At 62.0% G+C, this 16951-nt stretch carries 17 protein-coding genes and 1 pseudogene; 6 read left to right on the top strand and 12 right to left on the bottom strand.

Annotation, left to right across the window (positions count from 1 at the left end):
- Nucleotides 1-32 precede the first annotated feature (32 nt).
- The 3 genes from QTL96_RS01005 to QTL96_RS01015 are packed head-to-tail and all read right to left on the bottom strand — an operon-like array spanning nucleotide 33 to nucleotide 2714.
- The gene (locus tag QTL96_RS01005) at nucleotides 33-1262 is read right to left on the bottom strand and encodes an NAD(P)/FAD-dependent oxidoreductase (protein ID WP_289726350.1); all 1230 of its coding nucleotides are present in this window, start codon (nucleotides 1260-1262) and stop codon (nucleotides 33-35) included.
- An 11-nt stretch (nucleotides 1263-1273) separates the two neighbouring features.
- Entirely contained in the window at nucleotides 1274-2107 is an 834-nt protein-coding gene (mazG, locus tag QTL96_RS01010) for a nucleoside triphosphate pyrophosphohydrolase (RefSeq protein ID WP_289726351.1), read from the bottom strand.
- Nucleotides 2108-2126: 19 nt separating this feature from the next.
- Complete coding sequence (locus tag QTL96_RS01015) at nucleotides 2127-2714, bottom strand: nucleoside deaminase (protein ID WP_289726352.1); 588 nt, start codon at nucleotides 2712-2714, stop codon at nucleotides 2127-2129.
- A 59-nt stretch (nucleotides 2715-2773) separates the two neighbouring features.
- Between QTL96_RS01015 and QTL96_RS01020 the strand changes: the two genes are divergently transcribed.
- From QTL96_RS01020 to QTL96_RS01045, 6 genes are read left to right on the top strand one after another with little or no spacing between them, the layout of a single operon-like run.
- Nucleotides 2774-2974, top strand: coding sequence for a hypothetical protein (locus tag QTL96_RS01020; protein WP_289726353.1), 201 nt, complete (start codon nucleotides 2774-2776; stop codon nucleotides 2972-2974).
- A gap of 2 nt (nucleotides 2975-2976) precedes the next feature.
- Nucleotides 2977-4413, top strand: a complete 1437-nt coding sequence (gene cysG, locus QTL96_RS01025) for a siroheme synthase CysG (RefSeq protein ID WP_289726354.1) — start codon at nucleotides 2977-2979, stop codon at nucleotides 4411-4413.
- Between the two features lie 2 nt (nucleotides 4414-4415).
- The gene (locus tag QTL96_RS01030; RefSeq protein ID WP_111561437.1) at nucleotides 4416-4730 is read left to right on the top strand and encodes a DUF2849 domain-containing protein; all 315 of its coding nucleotides are present in this window, start codon (nucleotides 4416-4418) and stop codon (nucleotides 4728-4730) included.
- Between the two features lie 8 nt (nucleotides 4731-4738).
- Nucleotides 4739-6412, top strand: coding sequence for a nitrite/sulfite reductase (locus tag QTL96_RS01035; protein ID WP_289726355.1), 1674 nt, complete (start codon nucleotides 4739-4741; stop codon nucleotides 6410-6412).
- Entirely contained in the window at nucleotides 6412-6924 is a 513-nt protein-coding gene (locus QTL96_RS01040) for a DUF934 domain-containing protein (RefSeq protein ID WP_113012017.1), read from the top strand. The genes QTL96_RS01035 and QTL96_RS01040 overlap by 1 nt, the downstream gene beginning before the upstream one ends.
- 37 nt (nucleotides 6925-6961) lie before the next feature.
- The gene (locus QTL96_RS01045) at nucleotides 6962-8173 is read left to right on the top strand and encodes a UbiH/UbiF family hydroxylase (protein WP_289726356.1); all 1212 of its coding nucleotides are present in this window, start codon (nucleotides 6962-6964) and stop codon (nucleotides 8171-8173) included.
- Between the two features lie 405 nt (nucleotides 8174-8578).
- Here QTL96_RS01045 and QTL96_RS01050 read toward each other — a convergent pair whose 3' ends face one another.
- The 9 genes and pseudogenes from QTL96_RS01050 to QTL96_RS01090 form a co-directional block, all read right to left on the bottom strand.
- Complete coding sequence (locus QTL96_RS01050) at nucleotides 8579-9568, bottom strand: alpha/beta hydrolase (RefSeq protein WP_289726357.1); 990 nt, start codon at nucleotides 9566-9568, stop codon at nucleotides 8579-8581.
- 21 nt (nucleotides 9569-9589) lie between these two features.
- Nucleotides 9590-10078 (bottom strand): hypothetical protein, encoded by a 489-nt coding sequence (locus QTL96_RS01055; protein WP_289726358.1) that lies wholly within the window; start codon nucleotides 10076-10078, stop codon nucleotides 9590-9592.
- On the bottom strand, nucleotides 10068-10646 hold the full coding sequence (locus tag QTL96_RS01060; RefSeq protein WP_289726359.1) for a permease: 579 nt from the start codon (nucleotides 10644-10646) through the stop codon (nucleotides 10068-10070). The genes QTL96_RS01055 and QTL96_RS01060 overlap by 11 nt, the downstream gene beginning before the upstream one ends.
- 43 nt (nucleotides 10647-10689) lie before the next feature.
- On the bottom strand, nucleotides 10690-11544 hold the full coding sequence (locus QTL96_RS01065) for a rhodanese-like domain-containing protein (protein ID WP_289726360.1): 855 nt from the start codon (nucleotides 11542-11544) through the stop codon (nucleotides 10690-10692).
- A gap of 175 nt (nucleotides 11545-11719) precedes the next feature.
- Nucleotides 11720-12934 (bottom strand): annotated as a pseudogene (locus tag QTL96_RS01070) (NtaA/DmoA family FMN-dependent monooxygenase); the annotation flags it as partial.
- Between the two features lie 70 nt (nucleotides 12935-13004).
- Nucleotides 13005-14006, bottom strand: a complete 1002-nt coding sequence (locus tag QTL96_RS01075; RefSeq protein WP_289726361.1) for an ABC transporter substrate-binding protein — start codon at nucleotides 14004-14006, stop codon at nucleotides 13005-13007.
- 33 nt (nucleotides 14007-14039) lie between these two features.
- Nucleotides 14040-15095, bottom strand: a complete 1056-nt coding sequence (locus QTL96_RS01080) for an LLM class flavin-dependent oxidoreductase (protein ID WP_289726362.1) — start codon at nucleotides 15093-15095, stop codon at nucleotides 14040-14042.
- 10 nt (nucleotides 15096-15105) lie between these two features.
- Nucleotides 15106-15972: an ABC transporter permease gene (locus QTL96_RS01085; RefSeq protein ID WP_289726363.1), complete on the bottom strand. Its 867-nt coding sequence runs from the start codon at nucleotides 15970-15972 to the stop codon at nucleotides 15106-15108.
- A complete protein-coding gene (locus tag QTL96_RS01090) occupies nucleotides 15969-16733 on the bottom strand; it encodes an ABC transporter ATP-binding protein (RefSeq protein WP_289726364.1) in 765 nt (254 codons plus the stop codon). Before QTL96_RS01090 ends, QTL96_RS01085 begins: the two co-directional genes overlap by 4 nt.
- Nucleotides 16734-16951 lie beyond the last annotated feature (218 nt).

A 16951-nucleotide genomic window follows, 5' to 3' on the forward strand; every position in this document is an offset into this window, starting at 1 on the left:
AGGCGCTCCTGCTACCTATGTTTGGCGCTCGGCTAGACCAGCGCGCCCTCATCCTGAACCGCGACCTTCTTCTCTGACACGAGCTGATCAAGCTCGATCCGTCCAACCGGATCGAGCAACTCACCCGTGACCAGCGTGGTGATCAGGCTGCGCACCAGCGGCAGCTTGGTCGCCGGGCCGATCATAATGTCGCGGCTGAAAGGCAGCACTGAACTGTCTGATTGATAAAACGGCGTCAGGATACGGCTGAGCAGCTGATAGAACCAGATGTGGATCTGCCGCTGCTTCAGGTGACGCTCGATGGCCTCGCCGACCGTTGCCTCACGGCAGAGCGCCGAAGCGAGCGATGCTGCGTCGAGCAGCGCCATGTTGGCTCCCTGGCCGAGCTGCGGGCTCGTCGCATGCCAGGCGTCGCCGATCTTCAGGACATGCTCCCCCGCGACAGGCGTGCGGGTCAAATGCCGATAGCGCGCATGCACCGGCTCGGCCACGGCGGCAAGTGCCTCCGCTTCCGGCCAGAAGGACCGCACCGCGTCGATCCAGATCTCGCGCCCGGCAGCTCGCCATTCTTCGAAGTCCTTGTTGCGGATGCTCCAGAAGAACGTCGCCATCGGATCCGCGCCATCGCGTGCCGTGCCGACAGGCAGCACCCCGGCCATCTGGCTTGCCCTCTTGTATCGTTGCTCCAGTTCGTCCTTGCGGAAGACGCCATGCTCCGGCCACGGAACCGTCGCCCAGAGCGCCCCATAGCCGAGCTCGGTGGCGGCTTTCGCCGCGACCGGCGAGTTAGCGCCCATGGCGTCGATGGCGAGGTCGGCGGTTGCCGTGCGGATGCCGCCGTCGAGGACCAGGCGCGGCGCGCTGCCCGCCTCGATGTCAGTCACCCGTGATGATGTCTCGAACCGTACCCCTGCATTGATCGCCGCTTCGAGCAAGAGATCGAACAGCGCGACGCGCTGGATGGCGATGCCGTAGGCGCCCGGGCGATAGCCGACGTCGAGCACGGTACGGCCGTTGCCGGACAGGCGTCCATGCATGCGGCTGATGCGGGCGCCGCGCGCCTCGACTTGATCAAGCAAGCCCATGCGCGAGAGGGCCGCAGCCCCAGTCGGCTGCAGCACGAAGCCGGAGCCGACAGGCTGCGGCGCGCTCATCTGGTCATAAACGGTGACGCGGGCGCCACGGCTCGAGAGCAGTGCTGCGAGCGAAAGACCGCCAACGCCGGCGCCGGCAATCGCGATGTCGAGCGTTTCAAGCTTCATGGCGCGCCCAGTCAGCCCAGCTGTCGCTCGATGGCCTTGGCCGCCTGCCATAGCTCTTCCATCCGCTCCAGCGTCGCGGCCTCCAGCGTTTCACCTTCCGCTTCAAGAGACGTTTCTATATGATTGAAACGGCGTCGGAACTTCGTGTTTGTTCCGCGAAGGGATTGCTCAGGATCCGCCTTCACATGCCGGCCGATATTGACCACCGCGAAGATCAGGTCGCCGAGTTCATCGCTCACCTTGGCGTGGTCGCCCGAGGCCAGCGCTTCCCTCAATTCGCCGATCTCCTCCTCGATCTTGTCGAGAATGGGCTCCGGCGCCGACCAGTCGAATCCGACCTTGGCGGCACGTTCCTGCAGCTTCAGCGCTTCCGTCAGCGCCGGAAAGCTGCGCTGGACGGAGCCGAGAAAGCCGGCCTTGAAATCTTCGGAGATACCCCGTGCGGCGCGGCGCTCCGCGCGCTCGCGCTTTTCCGCCTGCTTGATGTCGTCCCACTGCTTCTTCACCGCATCGGGCGTATCCGCGTCGGAGCGGGCAAAGACATGCGGATGGCGGCGGATCATCTTGCGCGTGATCGCCTCGACCACATCGCCAAAAGAGAACTCGCCGGCCTCCTCGGCCATGCGGGCATGGAACACGACCTGCAGAAGCAGATCGCCGAGCTCGTCGCAGAGATCGTCCATGTCGTTGCGTTCGATCGCGTCGGAGACCTCGTAGGCCTCCTCGATTGTGTAGGGCTTGATCGTCTCGAAGGTCTGGACGATGTCCCAGGGGCAGCCGGTCTCGGGATTGCGAAGGGCTGCCATGATCTCGATCAGGCGGGAAATGTCTTTGGAGGCTTCCATCGTGCTCTGGCCGATCGTGTCAGTTCAACGGAATGTCGTTGTCGCCCTTGGACGACTGGTAGCTTTCGGAGAGCGCGTCGTAGCGCCCCTTGATCCGCGCCGTCTGCGCCTTGAGGTCGGCCTTTCTTGCATCGCCTTCTGTCTCGACCAGATCGGCAATCGCGAAGCTGTTCCAGAAGGCGTTGCTGCGCCGGTAGCCGCCGGGCTCGAGCCCGAAGACTTCCTTGAGGATCTTCAGGTCGTGCGGGATCGCGAAGGCGTCGCGGGAATCCTCGTGGCTGAAGAAGTAATAGAAATTGTCGAAGCCGGCCCAGGTGATCGCCGACATGCACATGGTGCAGGGTTCATGGGTCGAAAGGAAGATCAGGTCCTTGGTGGCGGGCTTTTCGCCCATCTCGTAGAAGCGCTTCAGCGTGTGCACCTCGCCATGCCAGAGCGGGTTCTCCAGCTCGTTGTTGGTCTCAGCAACCACGAGCGAAAGGTCAGATTTGCGCAGGATCGCGGCGCCGAAGACCTTGTTGCCGAGGCCGACGCCGCGTTCGGTCATCGGCAGAATATCGTGCTCCATGATATCGAGCAGTCGGGCGGCAATGGTGGTGTCGGACATGGTGTTCTCCTTGTTGCCGGCACTGTATCGCCGGTGCCGCGCGAGGCAAACGAGGATTATTGGGCCAGCCCGAATTTGTCACAGGCTTTGTGCCGCATTGCAGCGTGATTCATCGTGCCACGGGCGCCGCATCGGTGAGTTTTGCTCAAATCAATGACATGCCGGGTAAAACAATACGCGGTCGTAGCGGGTTTGGAATTTATGTTTCTTCATTTGGCTGGTCCGGTGGTGCATATTCCGGCAACTTCGAAATGGATTGATGATGCCTTCCAAGAGTGAGCAACTGTCGGTTTTTCCTGCCTTCGTTCGTGTCGAAGGCAAGATTGCGGCTGTCTTCGGCAATGGCGATGAAGCCTTCGCCAAGGTGCGCCTGCTGTCGAACACCAAGGCCCGGATCGTCGCCTACACGGATCGCCCCGAGGCCGATTACCACGCCCATCTGATCGCCAACCGCATCGAGACCGTGCGCGCTGCCTTCGCGCCGGCGCAGGTCGAGGGCGCAACGCTTGTCTTCGCGGCCACCGGCGATGCCGCCGCCGATCGCGCCATCGTCGACGCCGCACGCGCCGCCAAGATCCCGGCCAATGCCGTCGATCAGCCCGACTACTGCGATTTCTACACCCCGGCGCTCGTCAATCGCGCGCCCGTCGCGGTTGCCATCGGCACGGAAGGGGCAGGGCCCGTTCTCGCGCAGATGATCCGCGCCCAGGTCGATCAACTGCTGGCGCCGTCGCTCGGCCGGCTTGCCGAACTGGCGGTCAGCTATCGCGGTCGCGTCGAGCATGCGCTTGAGAAGGGCGCTACGCGCCGTCTCTTCTGGCGCCGTTTCTTTTCCGGTGCCGTGGCCGACGCCGTCTCCAACGAAAACATGCCGCAGGCACAACGCCTCGCCGACGAACTGTTGCGCTCCGCCGATAAGGCCGAGGGCCGCATCTGGCTGGTCGGCGCCGGCCCGGGTGCCGCCGATCTCCTGACGCTGCGCGCCCAGCGCGTGATGATGGAAGCCGATGTCATCGTCTATGACGCATTGGTGCCGCAGGAAATCGTCGACATGGGCCGCCGTGATGCGGAGCGCCTGTCGGTCGGCAAGCGCAAGGGCTGTCATTCGAAGTCGCAGGAAGAGATCAACGACCTGCTCGTCTATCTCGGCCGCGAGGGCAAGCGCGTCGTCCGCTTGAAGTCGGGCGATCCATTGGTCTATGGCCGCGCCGGCGAAGAAATGGCCGCATTGCGCGCCGCCGGCATCGCCTATGAAGTCGTGCCCGGCATCACCTCCGCTTTCGCCGCTGCCGCCGATTTCGAATTGCCGCTGACGCTGCGTGGCGTCGCCTCGTCTCTGGTCTTCACGACAGGCCACGATCTCACCGGCGATGTGCTTCCCGATTGGGCGAGCCTTGCCGTATCCGGCGCTACGATCGCCGTCTACATGGGCCGCACGGTCGCGGCGTCGGTTGCTGAGCGCTTGATGCGCGCCGGCATTGCGCCGGAGACGACGGTCGCCGTCATCGAGAACGCCAGCCGCGCCGATCGCCGGCTGATGCATGGTACGCTGCGCGATCTGCCCGATCTGCAGAACCGTGATGAACTCACCGGACCTGTCATGGTCATCATCGGCGACGCCGTTGCGGGCGCCAATTTCGAACTGTCCGAACCGCTGGTGCGTGCACGCGCCCGGTCCGATGAACTGCTAAGGAGCTGACTATGGGAGACAAGGTTCTGACCGCCAACAGGCTGACCGATGGCATCGCCGTCTGGCTCGATGCCAACGGCACATGGGTGACGTCGCTGCAGGACGCGCTGGTCGCGCGCCATGCCGAGGCCGTTGCCGCGCTGGAGGCGATCGGCAAGAAGTCATACGCCGATAATCTGGTCGTCGATGTCGCCGTGGTTGACGTGCAGGAGACCGATGGTGTTCTCTGGCCGCTGCGCCTTCGCGAGCGCATTCGTGCACAGGGTCCGACCATGGAATACGCGCCGGGCTACAAGCCCGCCGATCCCGCATTCATTGCAGTCTGAGGAATACGATGTACCGTTACGACGAATTTGACCACGCCTTTGTCGCCGAGCGCGTTGCGCAGTTCCGCGATCAGGTTGAGCGCCGTCTGTCCGGCGAGCTCGCCGAGGATGCGTTCAAGCCGCTGCGCCTGATGAACGGCGTCTATCTTCAGCTGCACGCCTACATGCTGCGCATTGCCATTCCCTATGGTACGCTGAATTCCAAGCAGATGCGCATGCTGGCCCACGTCGCGCGCACCTACGACCGTGGCTACGGTCACTTCACCACCCGCCAGAACCTGCAGTTCAACTGGCCGAAGCTGTCGGATATGCCTGACGTGCTGGCAGAGCTTGCCACCGTCGAGATGCATGCGATCCAGACCTCGGGCAACTGCATCAGAAACGTCACGGCCGACCACTTCGCCGGTGCTGCCGCCGATGAAGTCGCCGATCCTCGCCCATACGCTGAAATCCTGCGCCAGTGGTCTTCCGTCCATCCGGAATTCTCTTTCCTGCCGCGCAAGTTCAAGATCGCCGTCACCGGTGCCGAGCGCGACCGCGCCGCGATCCAGGTTCACGACATCGGCCTGCACCTGAAGAAGAACGACAAGGGCGAGATCGGCTTTGCCGTCTATGTCGGTGGCGGCCAGGGCCGGACGCCGATGATCGCCAAGCTGATCAAGGACTTCCTGCCGGAAGAGGATCTGCTGTCCTACACCACCGCCGTCATGCGCGTGTATAACCTGCACGGCCGCCGCGACAACAAGTACAAGGCCCGCATCAAGATCCTCGTCCACGAAACGGGCGCCGAAGAGCTGGCTCGCCAGGTCGAGGTCGAGTTCGCGGCTCTGAAGGACACTGAGCTGAAGCTTCCTGAAGCCGATGTCGCCGCCATCACGGCCTATTTCGCACCGCCGGCGCTCCCGCAGCGTGCCGAAGGCTGGGAAAACCTCGCTCGCTGGAAGAAGGCCGATCCGGCGTTCTCGCGCTGGGTCCACCAGAACGTCCAGCCGCACAAGAACCCCGATTACGGCATGATGACGATATCGCTGAAGCCGATCGGCGGCATCCCGGGCGACGCCTCCGACAGCCAGATGGATGCAGTCGCCGATATCGCCGAGGAATACGCCTTCGACGAAATCCGCGTCAGCCATGAGCAGAACCTCATCCTGCCGCATGTGGCGCTGGCCGACCTCGAAGCCGTCTATCGCGGCCTCGTTGCCATCGGTCTTGCCGAAGCCAATGCCGGCCTGATCACCGACATCATTGCCTGTCCCGGCTTGGACTACTGCGCGCTCGCCAATGCGCGCTCCATCCCTGTCGCGCAGGAAATCTCGAAGCGTTTCGGCAATCCCGAGCGTCAGGCCGAAATCGGTGAGCTGAAGATCAAGATCTCCGGCTGCATCAATGCCTGCGGCCATCACCATGTCGGCCATATCGGTCTGCTGGGTGTCGAGAAGAAGGGTGCGGAACTCTACCAGATCACGCTCGGCGGCTCCGGTGACGAGCACACCTCGATCGGCGAAATCATCGGCCGTGGCTTCGAGCCGGAGAAGGTGACGGATGCGATCGAGAAGATCGTCGACACCTATCTCGGCCTGCGCAACGATCCGTCTGAGATCTTCCTCGATGCCTATCGCCGCGTCGGGCCGCAACCCTTCAAGGATGCGCTCTACGGTGATTCCAAGGCGGAGGCTGCGTGATGACCAGGATCTGGAGAGAAACCGGCTTCGTCGAGAACGACCCGTGGGTCATCGAGACCGAAGAGGTGAAGGCGGGCGAGGGGCAGAAGCCTCTGCTGAGCCTTGAGGAACTGGTGGCCAAGGCAGACGAGAGCAACGAAGTCGGCTTCGGCGTGCTGATCAAGCCGGCTGACGACGTGCGTAAGCTTGAGCCCTATCTCTATCGCCTCGAACTCGTTGCTGTAGCGTTTCCTGCTTTCAACGACGGTCGCGCCTTCAGCCATGCATCACTGCTGCGCGAGCGTCTCGGCTACACCAACGAGCTGCGTGCCGTCGGCGACGTGCTGATCGACCAGGTGCCGCATATGCTGCGTTGCGGCATCGATAGCTTCGCTGTAACCAACGAGACTGCGATAAAGCGTCTCACCGAAAAGCGCCTGCCGGAGATTCCGCATTATTATCAGCCGACTGCGCGTGACGCGGAGCCGGGCAAGAGCTATAGTTGGCGCCGTCAGGCGAAGCCGGCGGCATAAGGCCGGCTCGCCGTTTCAGAATTTGCGGAACGGTGCAATGAAGACTTTCGAAATCGCGGTGATCGGCGGCGGACTGGCCGGAATGATCGCCGCAATCGCCCTAGGACGCGGCGGACGCAACGTTGCACTCGTTGCGCCGCCGGCACCAAGGGAAGACCGCCGTACGACGGCGCTGATGGACCAGTCGATCCGCTTCATCGACAGGCTGACGCTCTGGGAGCGCCTGCGTCCTTCCTCCGCGCCGCTTTCGACCATGCGCATCATCGACGGCACCAACCGCCTGCTGCGCGCGCCGACCGCGACCTTCCGCGCCGCCGAAGTCGGGCTCGAAGCCTTCGGCTACAATTTTCCCAACAAGGCATTGATGGAAGTGCTGGAAGCGGCCGCGGCCGCCGAGGGCAACATCACGCGTTTCACGGCCTTCGCCGATGTGATCGATGTCACCGAAGACGCCGTCTCCATCTCGCTCGACAATGGCGAAACGCTCACCGCCAATTTCGCGATCGGCGCCGAGGGCCGCAAGTCGAAGCTGCGCGAAACCGTTGGTATCGACGTCAAGAAGTGGTCCTATCCGCAATCGGCCATGGTGCTGAATTTCCAGCATTCCCTGCCGCACGAAAACATCTCCACCGAGTTCCACACTGAAAACGGCCCCTTTACGCAAGTGCCACTTCCCGGCAATCGCTCCAGCCTCGTCTGGGTACAGAGCCCGTCGGATGCTGAGACGCGCAGCGAGCTTTCGCTGGCCGAGCTTGGCAATGTCGTCGAGGAACGCATGCAATCGCTGCTCGGCAAGGTGACGGTCGAGGAGGGTGTGCAGATCTGGCCGCTGTCGGGCATGATGGCGCATCGCTCGGGCAAGGGCCGGGTGGCGCTCATCGGCGAGGCGGCGCATGTGTTTCCGCCCATCGGCGCGCAGGGGCTCAACCTCAGCTTGCGCGACGTCATGGCGCTGACCGATATCCTCTGCGACCGGCCGGAACTGCCGATCTCAAAGGACGCCGGCAGCCAGTTCGACCGCAAGCGCCGCGTCGATATCATGACCCGCACGGCGAGCGTCGATGTGCTGAACCGCTCGCTTCTCTCCGATTTCCTGCCGATGCAGGTGTTGCGCGCAGCCGGTCTGCATATCCTGGCCGCCGTGCCGCCGTTCCGCAGCATGGTGATGCGCGAGGGTGTCGAGCCCGGGCGCGGCCTGCGCGCGATCCCGGATGCGATCAAGGAGCATCTACGTCGGAAGAAAGCCTGACTTCATCGCGATCAAAGGCGTGACTGCCGCCCACTCCTGGTGGTGCGAGCGTGACGCCGAGCTGATGGATGTGGCGCCCGGCAGGAATTCGGTTGCGTGCCGTGGGCCCTTGTCCGGGCGTCGAAACGCCCGAAGTTGTATATGAGAAGCACCACTCCGAGGGCGATGAGAGCGGCCCAGACGAAGTCCGGTATTTGAAGCGGGCCGGAAACGGCCGCAGCCGCCAAAATGAAGAGTAGGATGCTTGCCGCACAGAGACGGCAATGTGTGGATTTCAGGAACTGCTTCATTCTGGCTTCAACGGAAGTGATTGGTCGGCATTGTGTTCGCCCGAACACCGGATGGGGGAGCTGTCCGGGCAGGACAAGGTTAGCGCCATGCCCAGACAGATGACCGATCGCGCGTTCACTTGAGCGTGTGGTCGAAGTATTCCACCGTTCGCTTCAAAAGCTCTTCGCCCGCTTCCTTTGTCACTTTCGGATCATCCGAGACGAAACCGTGCTGCAGGCCTTCGACATAGTATGTCGATACGGCCACGCCATTCTCCTTCAGCTTCTTTTCGAATTCCGTCGATTGCGCGAAGGGAACGACATTGTCGTCGCGGCTATGAGCCAGGAAGAAGGACGGTGCGTGGGCATCCACATAGGAAATCGGGCTGGCCGTCTCCAGGACGGTGTTGGTGCAATAGCCCGGATTGCATTCCAGCAGGCGTGAGCGAGGGTGGCCGTTCTGAGCGGGCGTGGGGGCTGGTTCCATCGCCTTGAAATCAAACACGCCGTTCCAGATGGCTGCCGTGTTCACGCAGGTGGACGTATTGGGCGTCTTGTCTCTGACGCGAGTAAGCGTATTCGAGTTGCAGGCGACGGCGGCAAGTGCCGCGAGCTGTCCGCCGGACGAACTTCCCCAAATGCCGAACTTTTCCGGATTGATTCCATACGATGCGGCGTTGTCTTTCAGGAAACGAATTGCAGCCTGAACGTCGTCGTAGGGGGCCGGAAAGGGTGCCTCGCCGCTGAGACGATGTTCCGCTGATGCCACGACATAACCCTTCGCCGCGAGGTCTGCCAGAACCGACGGGAAGTCGGCGAACTTCCCTTGAGCCTGGCGGTTGCCACCTTCCCAGGCACCGCCGTGGATGAATAAAATGACGGGTGCCGGGGCTGTTGTCTTCGGATTGCGATAGATGTCGAGGCGCAGCGGGCGATATCCCACCTCGGTCGAATAGGTCACGCCGTTATAAGCCAGCGTGCCATTCGGAAACTCGACCGGATGCGTTTGAAGGAAGTTCTGCGGCTTCGCCTGTTCTGCGGAGGCGAGGCCGGTCATGCCCGTCATCAGCGCGATCGTCGCGACTGCCAGGGCTCGGCCAAGGGGATGAGATCGAAACGGTGACATGAAATCTCCTTTGCGTTTAAATCAGTGGAAGGAAAGCGATAGGGCAGCAGCCAGAAACGGCAGTGGAGCTGCGGCCGCGAGACGTACGACGACGAAGCGTCTGCCCATCAACGGCAGTTCGTAGGTGAGGATGCGATGCACCGCGAACACTGACCAGCTGGTGAGCAGCGCGATCATCTGGGCTCTGCCGGCGTCCATCTGAAACATCGCGAAGGCGATCGGAAACGCGACCATCGGGCCGCCGGGGATGAAGCCGCCCAAGATGGAGGCGATGATAACCCCCAGAAATCCGCTGTCCCGGCCAAGCAGCGCCGACACGATTTCGGCAGGCAGAAGCCGGCTGACGAACGCGGCGATCAGCAGCCCAAACGGCAGGCTGATGAGAATGCTTCCGGCCTGGTTGCGAACATTTGCAACCAGCTCGCCGAGCCTGTCGGGATGCCGAAGTGCGATCAACCCAATGAGAAGCGACGCGACGCCGATCAGGATGATGGTTCCACTATCCAGCATGGGATTGCTCTCCCGAAGCGCGGTAGCGAACCGCAATCTCTCTCGCGAGAAAACCGGCGACGAAAGGAAGTGGAATGCTGACGACAAAGCGCAGCACCGCGAAGTCCAGCCCGAGCATGGGGATTTCCCAGATCAGCAGGCGGCTCACGCTGCTGGCGGCCCACGCCGTGAGAAACGCGATCAACGCTCCCGTGTCCGCGCCGGCTTTTGAAAGGCTGAGCACGAGCGGAAACGAGGCATAGGGACCGCCTGGCGTCACCATTCCGAGCGCTGTCGCTATGCCAAGGCCTCGAAACCCGGAGTTCTCGCCGAGCCACCGGGAGACCTTGTTCTTTGGAACAAGGATGCCGACCGCGGACGCGATCACCAGCCCCAGAACCAGTTCAAGGGTCAGCGCGATCAGCTCCGACCATGCATCGCCGATGCTGTTGGCGACCGCCTGCGGTCCGCGCAGCGCATAGCAGAATGCGCCGGCAACCAGGGCAACCGAGAAAAAGGTAGCAAACATTCGGGCATGCTTCGCCCTGCCGCTCGATCGACGAACGGTACCGGCTTCTTTCGAAGACATGGAAACTCCTAAAGGGGGTACGCCACGAAATGCGCGGCGTGGATCAATTGCTTCCGTGCGCGACAGCTCGGTCGGGGTCTGCGGACCATGCCGAGAACGATCCGACGAATAGCCGTGCGTCTATACCTGCGGATCGAAGCGCCAACGTCTCCAGCGCTCCGCCGACGCCGCCGCCGCAATAGACGCCGATATAGTCGGCACCGTCGGCGCCGCGGGCGTCAAGAACCGCGCGAACCTCGTTCGGCTTCAACACAAGACCGCCAGCGTCGAGAAGGGTGGACGACGGCAGGCTCCGCGCGCCTGGGATGTGACCACTGCGCGGGGATCCGTCGCCGGCGTATTCAGCGCCACCGCGCGCGTCGAACACAGGTCCGCCCGCCCTGATGTACCCAGCGACGTCGTCCGCCGAAAGCGTAGGGAGCCCACCCGCCTGGGCGATCGTGAAGGTGCCGGGGACCTCCGGCGGCAGTTCACCATCGGTTTTCCCGCCGGCGGCCTTCCAAGCGGCAAGACCACCATCCAGATATCGTACATCGGGCAAACCGGCCCACTGGAGAACGAACCAGGCGCGTGCTGCCGCGGCAGGAGTGCGGTCACTGTAGGCCACGACAAGCGTTTCCGGCCGAATGCCCCACTGGGTCACATTGCGCTGAAGATCGGCGATCTCGGGCAGGGGGCGCGAGCCGTTCACCCCACCACCCTTGCCCTGCAGCTGCGTCTTGAGATCGACATGATGTGCGCCGGAAATGTGCTCGTTGTCGTAGTCGCTCCGAAAATCCTGCTGCTTGGGACTGAAGCGAACGTCGAGGAAGACCACATGGCGTCCGGAGGACTGCTCCGAAAGCGCGTCCGTGGCGGAAATGATGTTGGTGGCGAAGGCGTCTGGGCGGCCTGTCATTGGGGTCCCTTTCAATTCTTCTCGAGGCCGAGATGGCCGAGGAGCGTGGAGGTCTCGTACTCTGTGCGGAAGATCCCTCTGCGCTGCAGCTCCGGCACCACCAGATCGACAAAGCGGCAAGCGGCTGTGGCGAGTAGGGCGGGAACACCTTCACGCCGTCGAACTCGCGGTTTTCGAAGCGCTCGTGAATCCATTCCGCGACATCGCGACCGCTGCCGACCACCGGAGCCTGATTGCCTGGGAAGTTGGCGATGTAGTCATGCAGGTCGCGGAACGTGACGTTCTCCCAGTCGCCATAGGCGTCCAGCGCGAGCTCGAGCGCCCAGAGCTTGTCAGCCGCCTGTCCGGGCTGCCCGTTGAAGTTCGGCGTGCGCTGCGCGGCCTCGCGCTTCAGCCTGTCGTAGTCGACGACGCTCAACACCTTCTCCGTCGGCGCAGGAGCGCCGAGTTCCAGGCCAAGGAAACCGACGACGGCCTTCGGTGCGTATTCGTTCAGCGTGAAGTTCTGAACTTCCCGATACTTTGCCTTCGCCGCGCGAGTGGTCTCGTCGACGAAGAACGTGAACCCCGGCAAGATGAACTGATCCGCCTCGGTGCGGCCGTACTTCGGCAGGCGACCCTTGATTTCGTTGTAGTAGGCCTTGTTCCAATCGCGACCGCGATAAGGACTGAAGCGGATGTCTGCGTATTTGGCGCCAAGCTCGAAGGATTCGTCGCTTGTCCCGGCGTGGATAACGGGAATTCTGCCCTGCGGCGGCGGGGGAATGTTCAAGGGGCCGCGCACGGAGAAGAACCTTCCCTCGTGATCGATACGATGACCCTTTGCCGGGTCGAGGAAGATGCCGCGTTCGCGGTCGTCGACAAGCCAGTCAGGCTCCCAGCTGTTCGTCAGCGCATTGAAGACCTGGAGGAATTCGTCTGCATGGGCGTATTTCTCGGCCGCCAGCGGATGCTCTTCGCGCGAGAAGTTCTTCGAAGCATCGGTGCCGGCGACGCCGGTGACGACGTTCAAGCCCGTTCGTCCGCGGCTGAGATGGTCCAGCGAGACGATGGCGCGCGCCGTGTTGTAGGGGTCCGAATAGGTGATGTTGATGGTGACGACGACACCGATCTTCTTCGTCAGGGCAGCGGCGTAGCCGCCGAGAGCATAGCCCTCGATCTTGAAAACCTCGTTTCCATTGGCGCGCGCCGATTCCGGATCGCTCTTCACGGCGTTGCCGATGAAGTAATAGTCGAAAAGGCCGCGCTCGGCGGTCTGGATGGTGTCCGCCATGAACTCGGGATCGACGGTTCCGGTGTTGCTCGCCTCCGGCAGCCTCCAGGCGGTCCTGTGGTGTCCGGTTGGCCAGATCGAGTATCCGATCTTCAGTTGGCGCTTGTCTTTGGTCATCTTGAATTCCTTCAAAGCCCCGCAGGCGCAGCCGGTCGCGCCGGCTGCGTGCTGGCTTGATGCATGTGATTTACTTTGCGGTCGGCAGGAGGTGGTCGGCGATGGAGACACCAGCGGCGACCTGATCCGGTGCCGCGGCAACGCCCGAGTCGATCCATTCCTGCGTAGCGGCAACGTCCACCGGGCCGGCGACATACTTGGCTGTGGTCAGAAACGCGAGGTTCTTCAGTTTCTGCGGATCGCCGGCGGACAGTTCGTTGAAGTCGAGCTTGTCGAATTCCTTGGCGAGTTCGACGCGCCTGGCCTCGTCCTGGCCGTTGTACCAGGCAGCGAATTCCTTGTAGGCGTTGGCAAAGGCTTTGGCGGTATCCTCGTTCTTGGCGGCCCACTCGGTCGTCGTCCACCAGCCTGCTTGCAGCGCTGCCGGGTTCTGGTACTTGGCGCTATCCGGGTCGATGATCGACCGGAAATGATATCCGGTTCCGACACCGTCGTTGAGATAGGCAACCTGGAAGCCCAGCGTTTGGACCGCGTCCACCGCGCCATTCTGTAACGCTTCAGGAAGCGCGCTCACCTGCTTGATTACGCTGAATTTTATGTCCTTCGCGGTTAGCCCATTGCCGTTCAGGAATTTGTACGCGAAGACCCGGAAGAAGGGCACTCCGCCAAGACCGAGCGTGCGCCCCTTGAGGTCCGCGATGGTCTTGATGTCGCTGTTTTCCTTGACGAGGAAATTCACCGCCGGGCTCGGATGGTTCGCGCCCGCGACGAGCTTGATATCGAAACCGTTGTGGATGGCGTTCACGCCCGCGAAGGTGTCGGCGTAGGCAATGTCCGCGCTTCCGCCTTTGACCGCAGCGATCGTTTCCGTGCCTGTCGCAAGCGGAACCAGTTCGACCTTCAGGCCGTGCTTCGCGAGAAATCCCTCCTTTTCGGCGATCGGGATATTGTAGGTCTGCGGCGTGAGCGCGATGCGAATGGTCTTCAGTTCTTCCGCGAAAACAGAGCTTGAGGCGAGCGTGGCGACGACCGATATGGAGATCGCGAGAATCTGGCGGCGATAAATGCTCATTATGATCTTCTCTCAAATAAAGGGCGGGAAAGTTTATGCGGCGGCTTCGGTCGCTGTCGTCTGCTTGCGCAGGGCGGGCGCAACCTCGTTCGCCAGGGTTTCAATCGCGCGAACCTGATCGGCCTGCGGGACAGCGCGCCAATCGATCTGGAAGATGTGCCGGTCGTGTCCGATGCGCGCTCTCTGGTGCGCAAGCTTGGCAATCACGTGTTCGGCGTCGCCAACGATAATGTTCGAGTTCAGATCCGCTGCCGTCTCTTCGAACTGCTCGCGCGTCGGCGCCGGCTTTCCGCGATTGAGGCGCATGTTGGAAACGTAGGCCTGATAGTGCGGGAAGAACGTATCGAGCGCCTTTCGTCGATCGTCGCCGATATAGGCGTGAGCACTGAGCGCCACTTTCAGGCGCTCTGGCTTCCATCCGCGTTCGGCACCCTTGTTGCGATAGGTCGCGACGAGGCCGGCCAGTCGATCGAATTCTGCGGCCGGCGCGCCGGTCTGAACCGATAGTCCAAGCCGCGCGGCTCTTTCGAAGCTCTGCTCGGTCAAGCCGGTGGTCTGCCAGATGCTGAGGTGCTCACCATATGCGCGCGGCCAGACGATGAGGTCGTCGAGTGGAGGCCGGCTCTTGCTCCCGAATGTTATCTTTTCAGACGTATCGATTGCCGCGATGAGTTCGATTTTCTCGTCATAGATCCATTTCCGATCTTCATAGTCGACCCCGAAGAGGTCGTAGGATTCGAGGAAAACGCCGCTTCCCAGTCCGATCTCCGCACGACCTGCGGAGATTTGATCGAGTGTGGCGAACTGCTCGTAAAGCCTCACGGGATCGTCGGTGGTCAGGACGATCGTCGCCGTGCCAAGCTTGATCGTCTTGGTGCGGCTGGCTGCGGCGGCAAGAACCGTCGAGCAGGCACTGACGGAGAAATCCGGGCGATGATGTTCGCCGACACCGTAGAAGTCGAGACCCAGCCGGTCTGCGAGTTCGATGCGATCGATAAGGTCGCGAAGGCTTTCATGCGCGGACTGGCGTGCGCCTGTCAGGGGGTGCGGGTAGGTGTCGCCGAAGCTGAAAATGCCGATTTCAAACATGTCTTGAACTCTAGTTGGCGTCCCGAAGCGACCCGCGACGACGCGCGAGGTAGCTTTCCAGGAACAGGAAGATTGCGTTGATGGTGTATCCGACGAGCGCCACGAGAACGGTGGCCGCGAGCAGCTTGCGTATGTTGAAGGCCTGCTGTGCTTCGAGGATGTAGTAGCCGATGCCGTCATTGCCGGCGACCATGCCGACGACGACTGACATCATCAGCGAGGTGCCGAGCGCCTGCCTGATGCCGACAAGAATGTAGGGAGCCGCAGCGGGCAGGGCGACTTCCCATTGGGTGGCCCACCATCCCAGTTGGAAGGTCTGCGCCGTCTCTTTCAGCGTTCGCGAGAGGCTCCTTGCACCGGCATAGGCAGTCATGAGGAGCGGAAACACGGCCGACAGCAGGAAGACGAGGATCTTCATCAGATCGCCCACGCCGAAGAAGAGAATGAGCACGGGTATGATCGCGGTCGTCGGCTTGGCCCGGGCGATCTCGATGACAGGCTCCATCAATGCCCACACGATGCGAACGCGGCCCATGAGGAAGCCCAGACCGATACCGATGGGAGCGGCAATCACGAACCCGATGCAAAGCAGGCGAAGCGTGTCGAGCATCGCCTTCAGCAGGTCGCCGCCCCATAGCTCGACGGCGAGCGTTTCGCCGATCAGGGCTGGCGAGGAAACGGTCGGATTGTAGTCGATCCAAGCAGAAATCTGCCACGCCGCAATGAGGCAAGCCAGGACGGACCATCCAAAGCCGCGGCTGCGCAGGAAATGTCGCACCAGGCGTGGCGCGGCCGCTTTGCTTGAGCGCTGCCGTTTGCCCAGCCCCTCGATCGTTCGGTCGTCGGTGAATTCGTCGCGTGTTCCGAGCAGCGTCATCTCGCACCACCCAGCACAAGTTCGAGTATTTCCCGGCGCAGGCGAAGGAATTCCGGCGTTTCCCTGGTCGCGACCTGATCGCGCGGGCGGGGGATTGGTACGGGGAGGTCGCGTGCTATCCCGATCCCGCCTTCGCCCATCACGACAACCCGGTCGGCGAGGTAGAGTGCTTCGTCGATGTCGTGCGTGACAAAGACGATGGTGATGCGACGCTCTTGCCATATCCGAAGCATCAGATCCTGCATGCTCGCGCGGCTTAGCGCATCGATCGCACTGAATGGCTCGTCGAGCAGCAGGATTTCCGGCCCGGACGCGAGCGCGCGCGCGATGGCGAGGCGCTGCTGCATTCCACCCGAAAGTTCCGAGGGATAAAGGGCGGCAGTGCCAGGAAGCCCCACTTCGTTCAGAAGACGATCGATCTGGCTTGCTCTGTCGTGTGAATTTCCGGTGCGCTGCGAGCTTGCCGGCGTGAACGCATGCCGCAGCCCGAAATCTATGTTCTTTGCGACGCTGAGCCACGGCAGCAGGGATTCACCGTAGCTTTGAAACACATAGCGAACGCTTTTCACACCGTCCGAGCCGTTGATCGAAAGAGTGCCCGAGCTCGGCGTCTCCAATCCTGCCGCCATCCGCAGAAGCGTCGATTTCCCGCATCCGGAGCGGCCGACGATCGCGACGAATGAGCCGGCGTCGATGTCGAGATCGAGCGGCTGGAGAGCCTTAACGCATCGTCCGGACGCCGAGCCATATGCCTTGCTCACCTGGCGCAGCTCTATCACACGCCTTGCCGCCGGTTTTTGCGGACGTTGGGCTGGTATTGGCATCATTGCGTTCATCATCGATCTGCTGATAATTTTTATAATCTATGGTTTTTATAGATTATAATTATAATTATAAAAGGTCGATTTTTTCGTCCGAACGGCTTTGTCGTGGAAATTTTTCCGTATTTGGTCGCGCGTCACGCCCAAAACAGGGCAGC

Origin of the sequence: Rhizobium sp. S163 (genome assembly GCF_030380805.1) — a bacterium.
Taxonomy (GTDB): Bacteria; Pseudomonadota; Alphaproteobacteria; order Rhizobiales; family Rhizobiaceae; genus Rhizobium.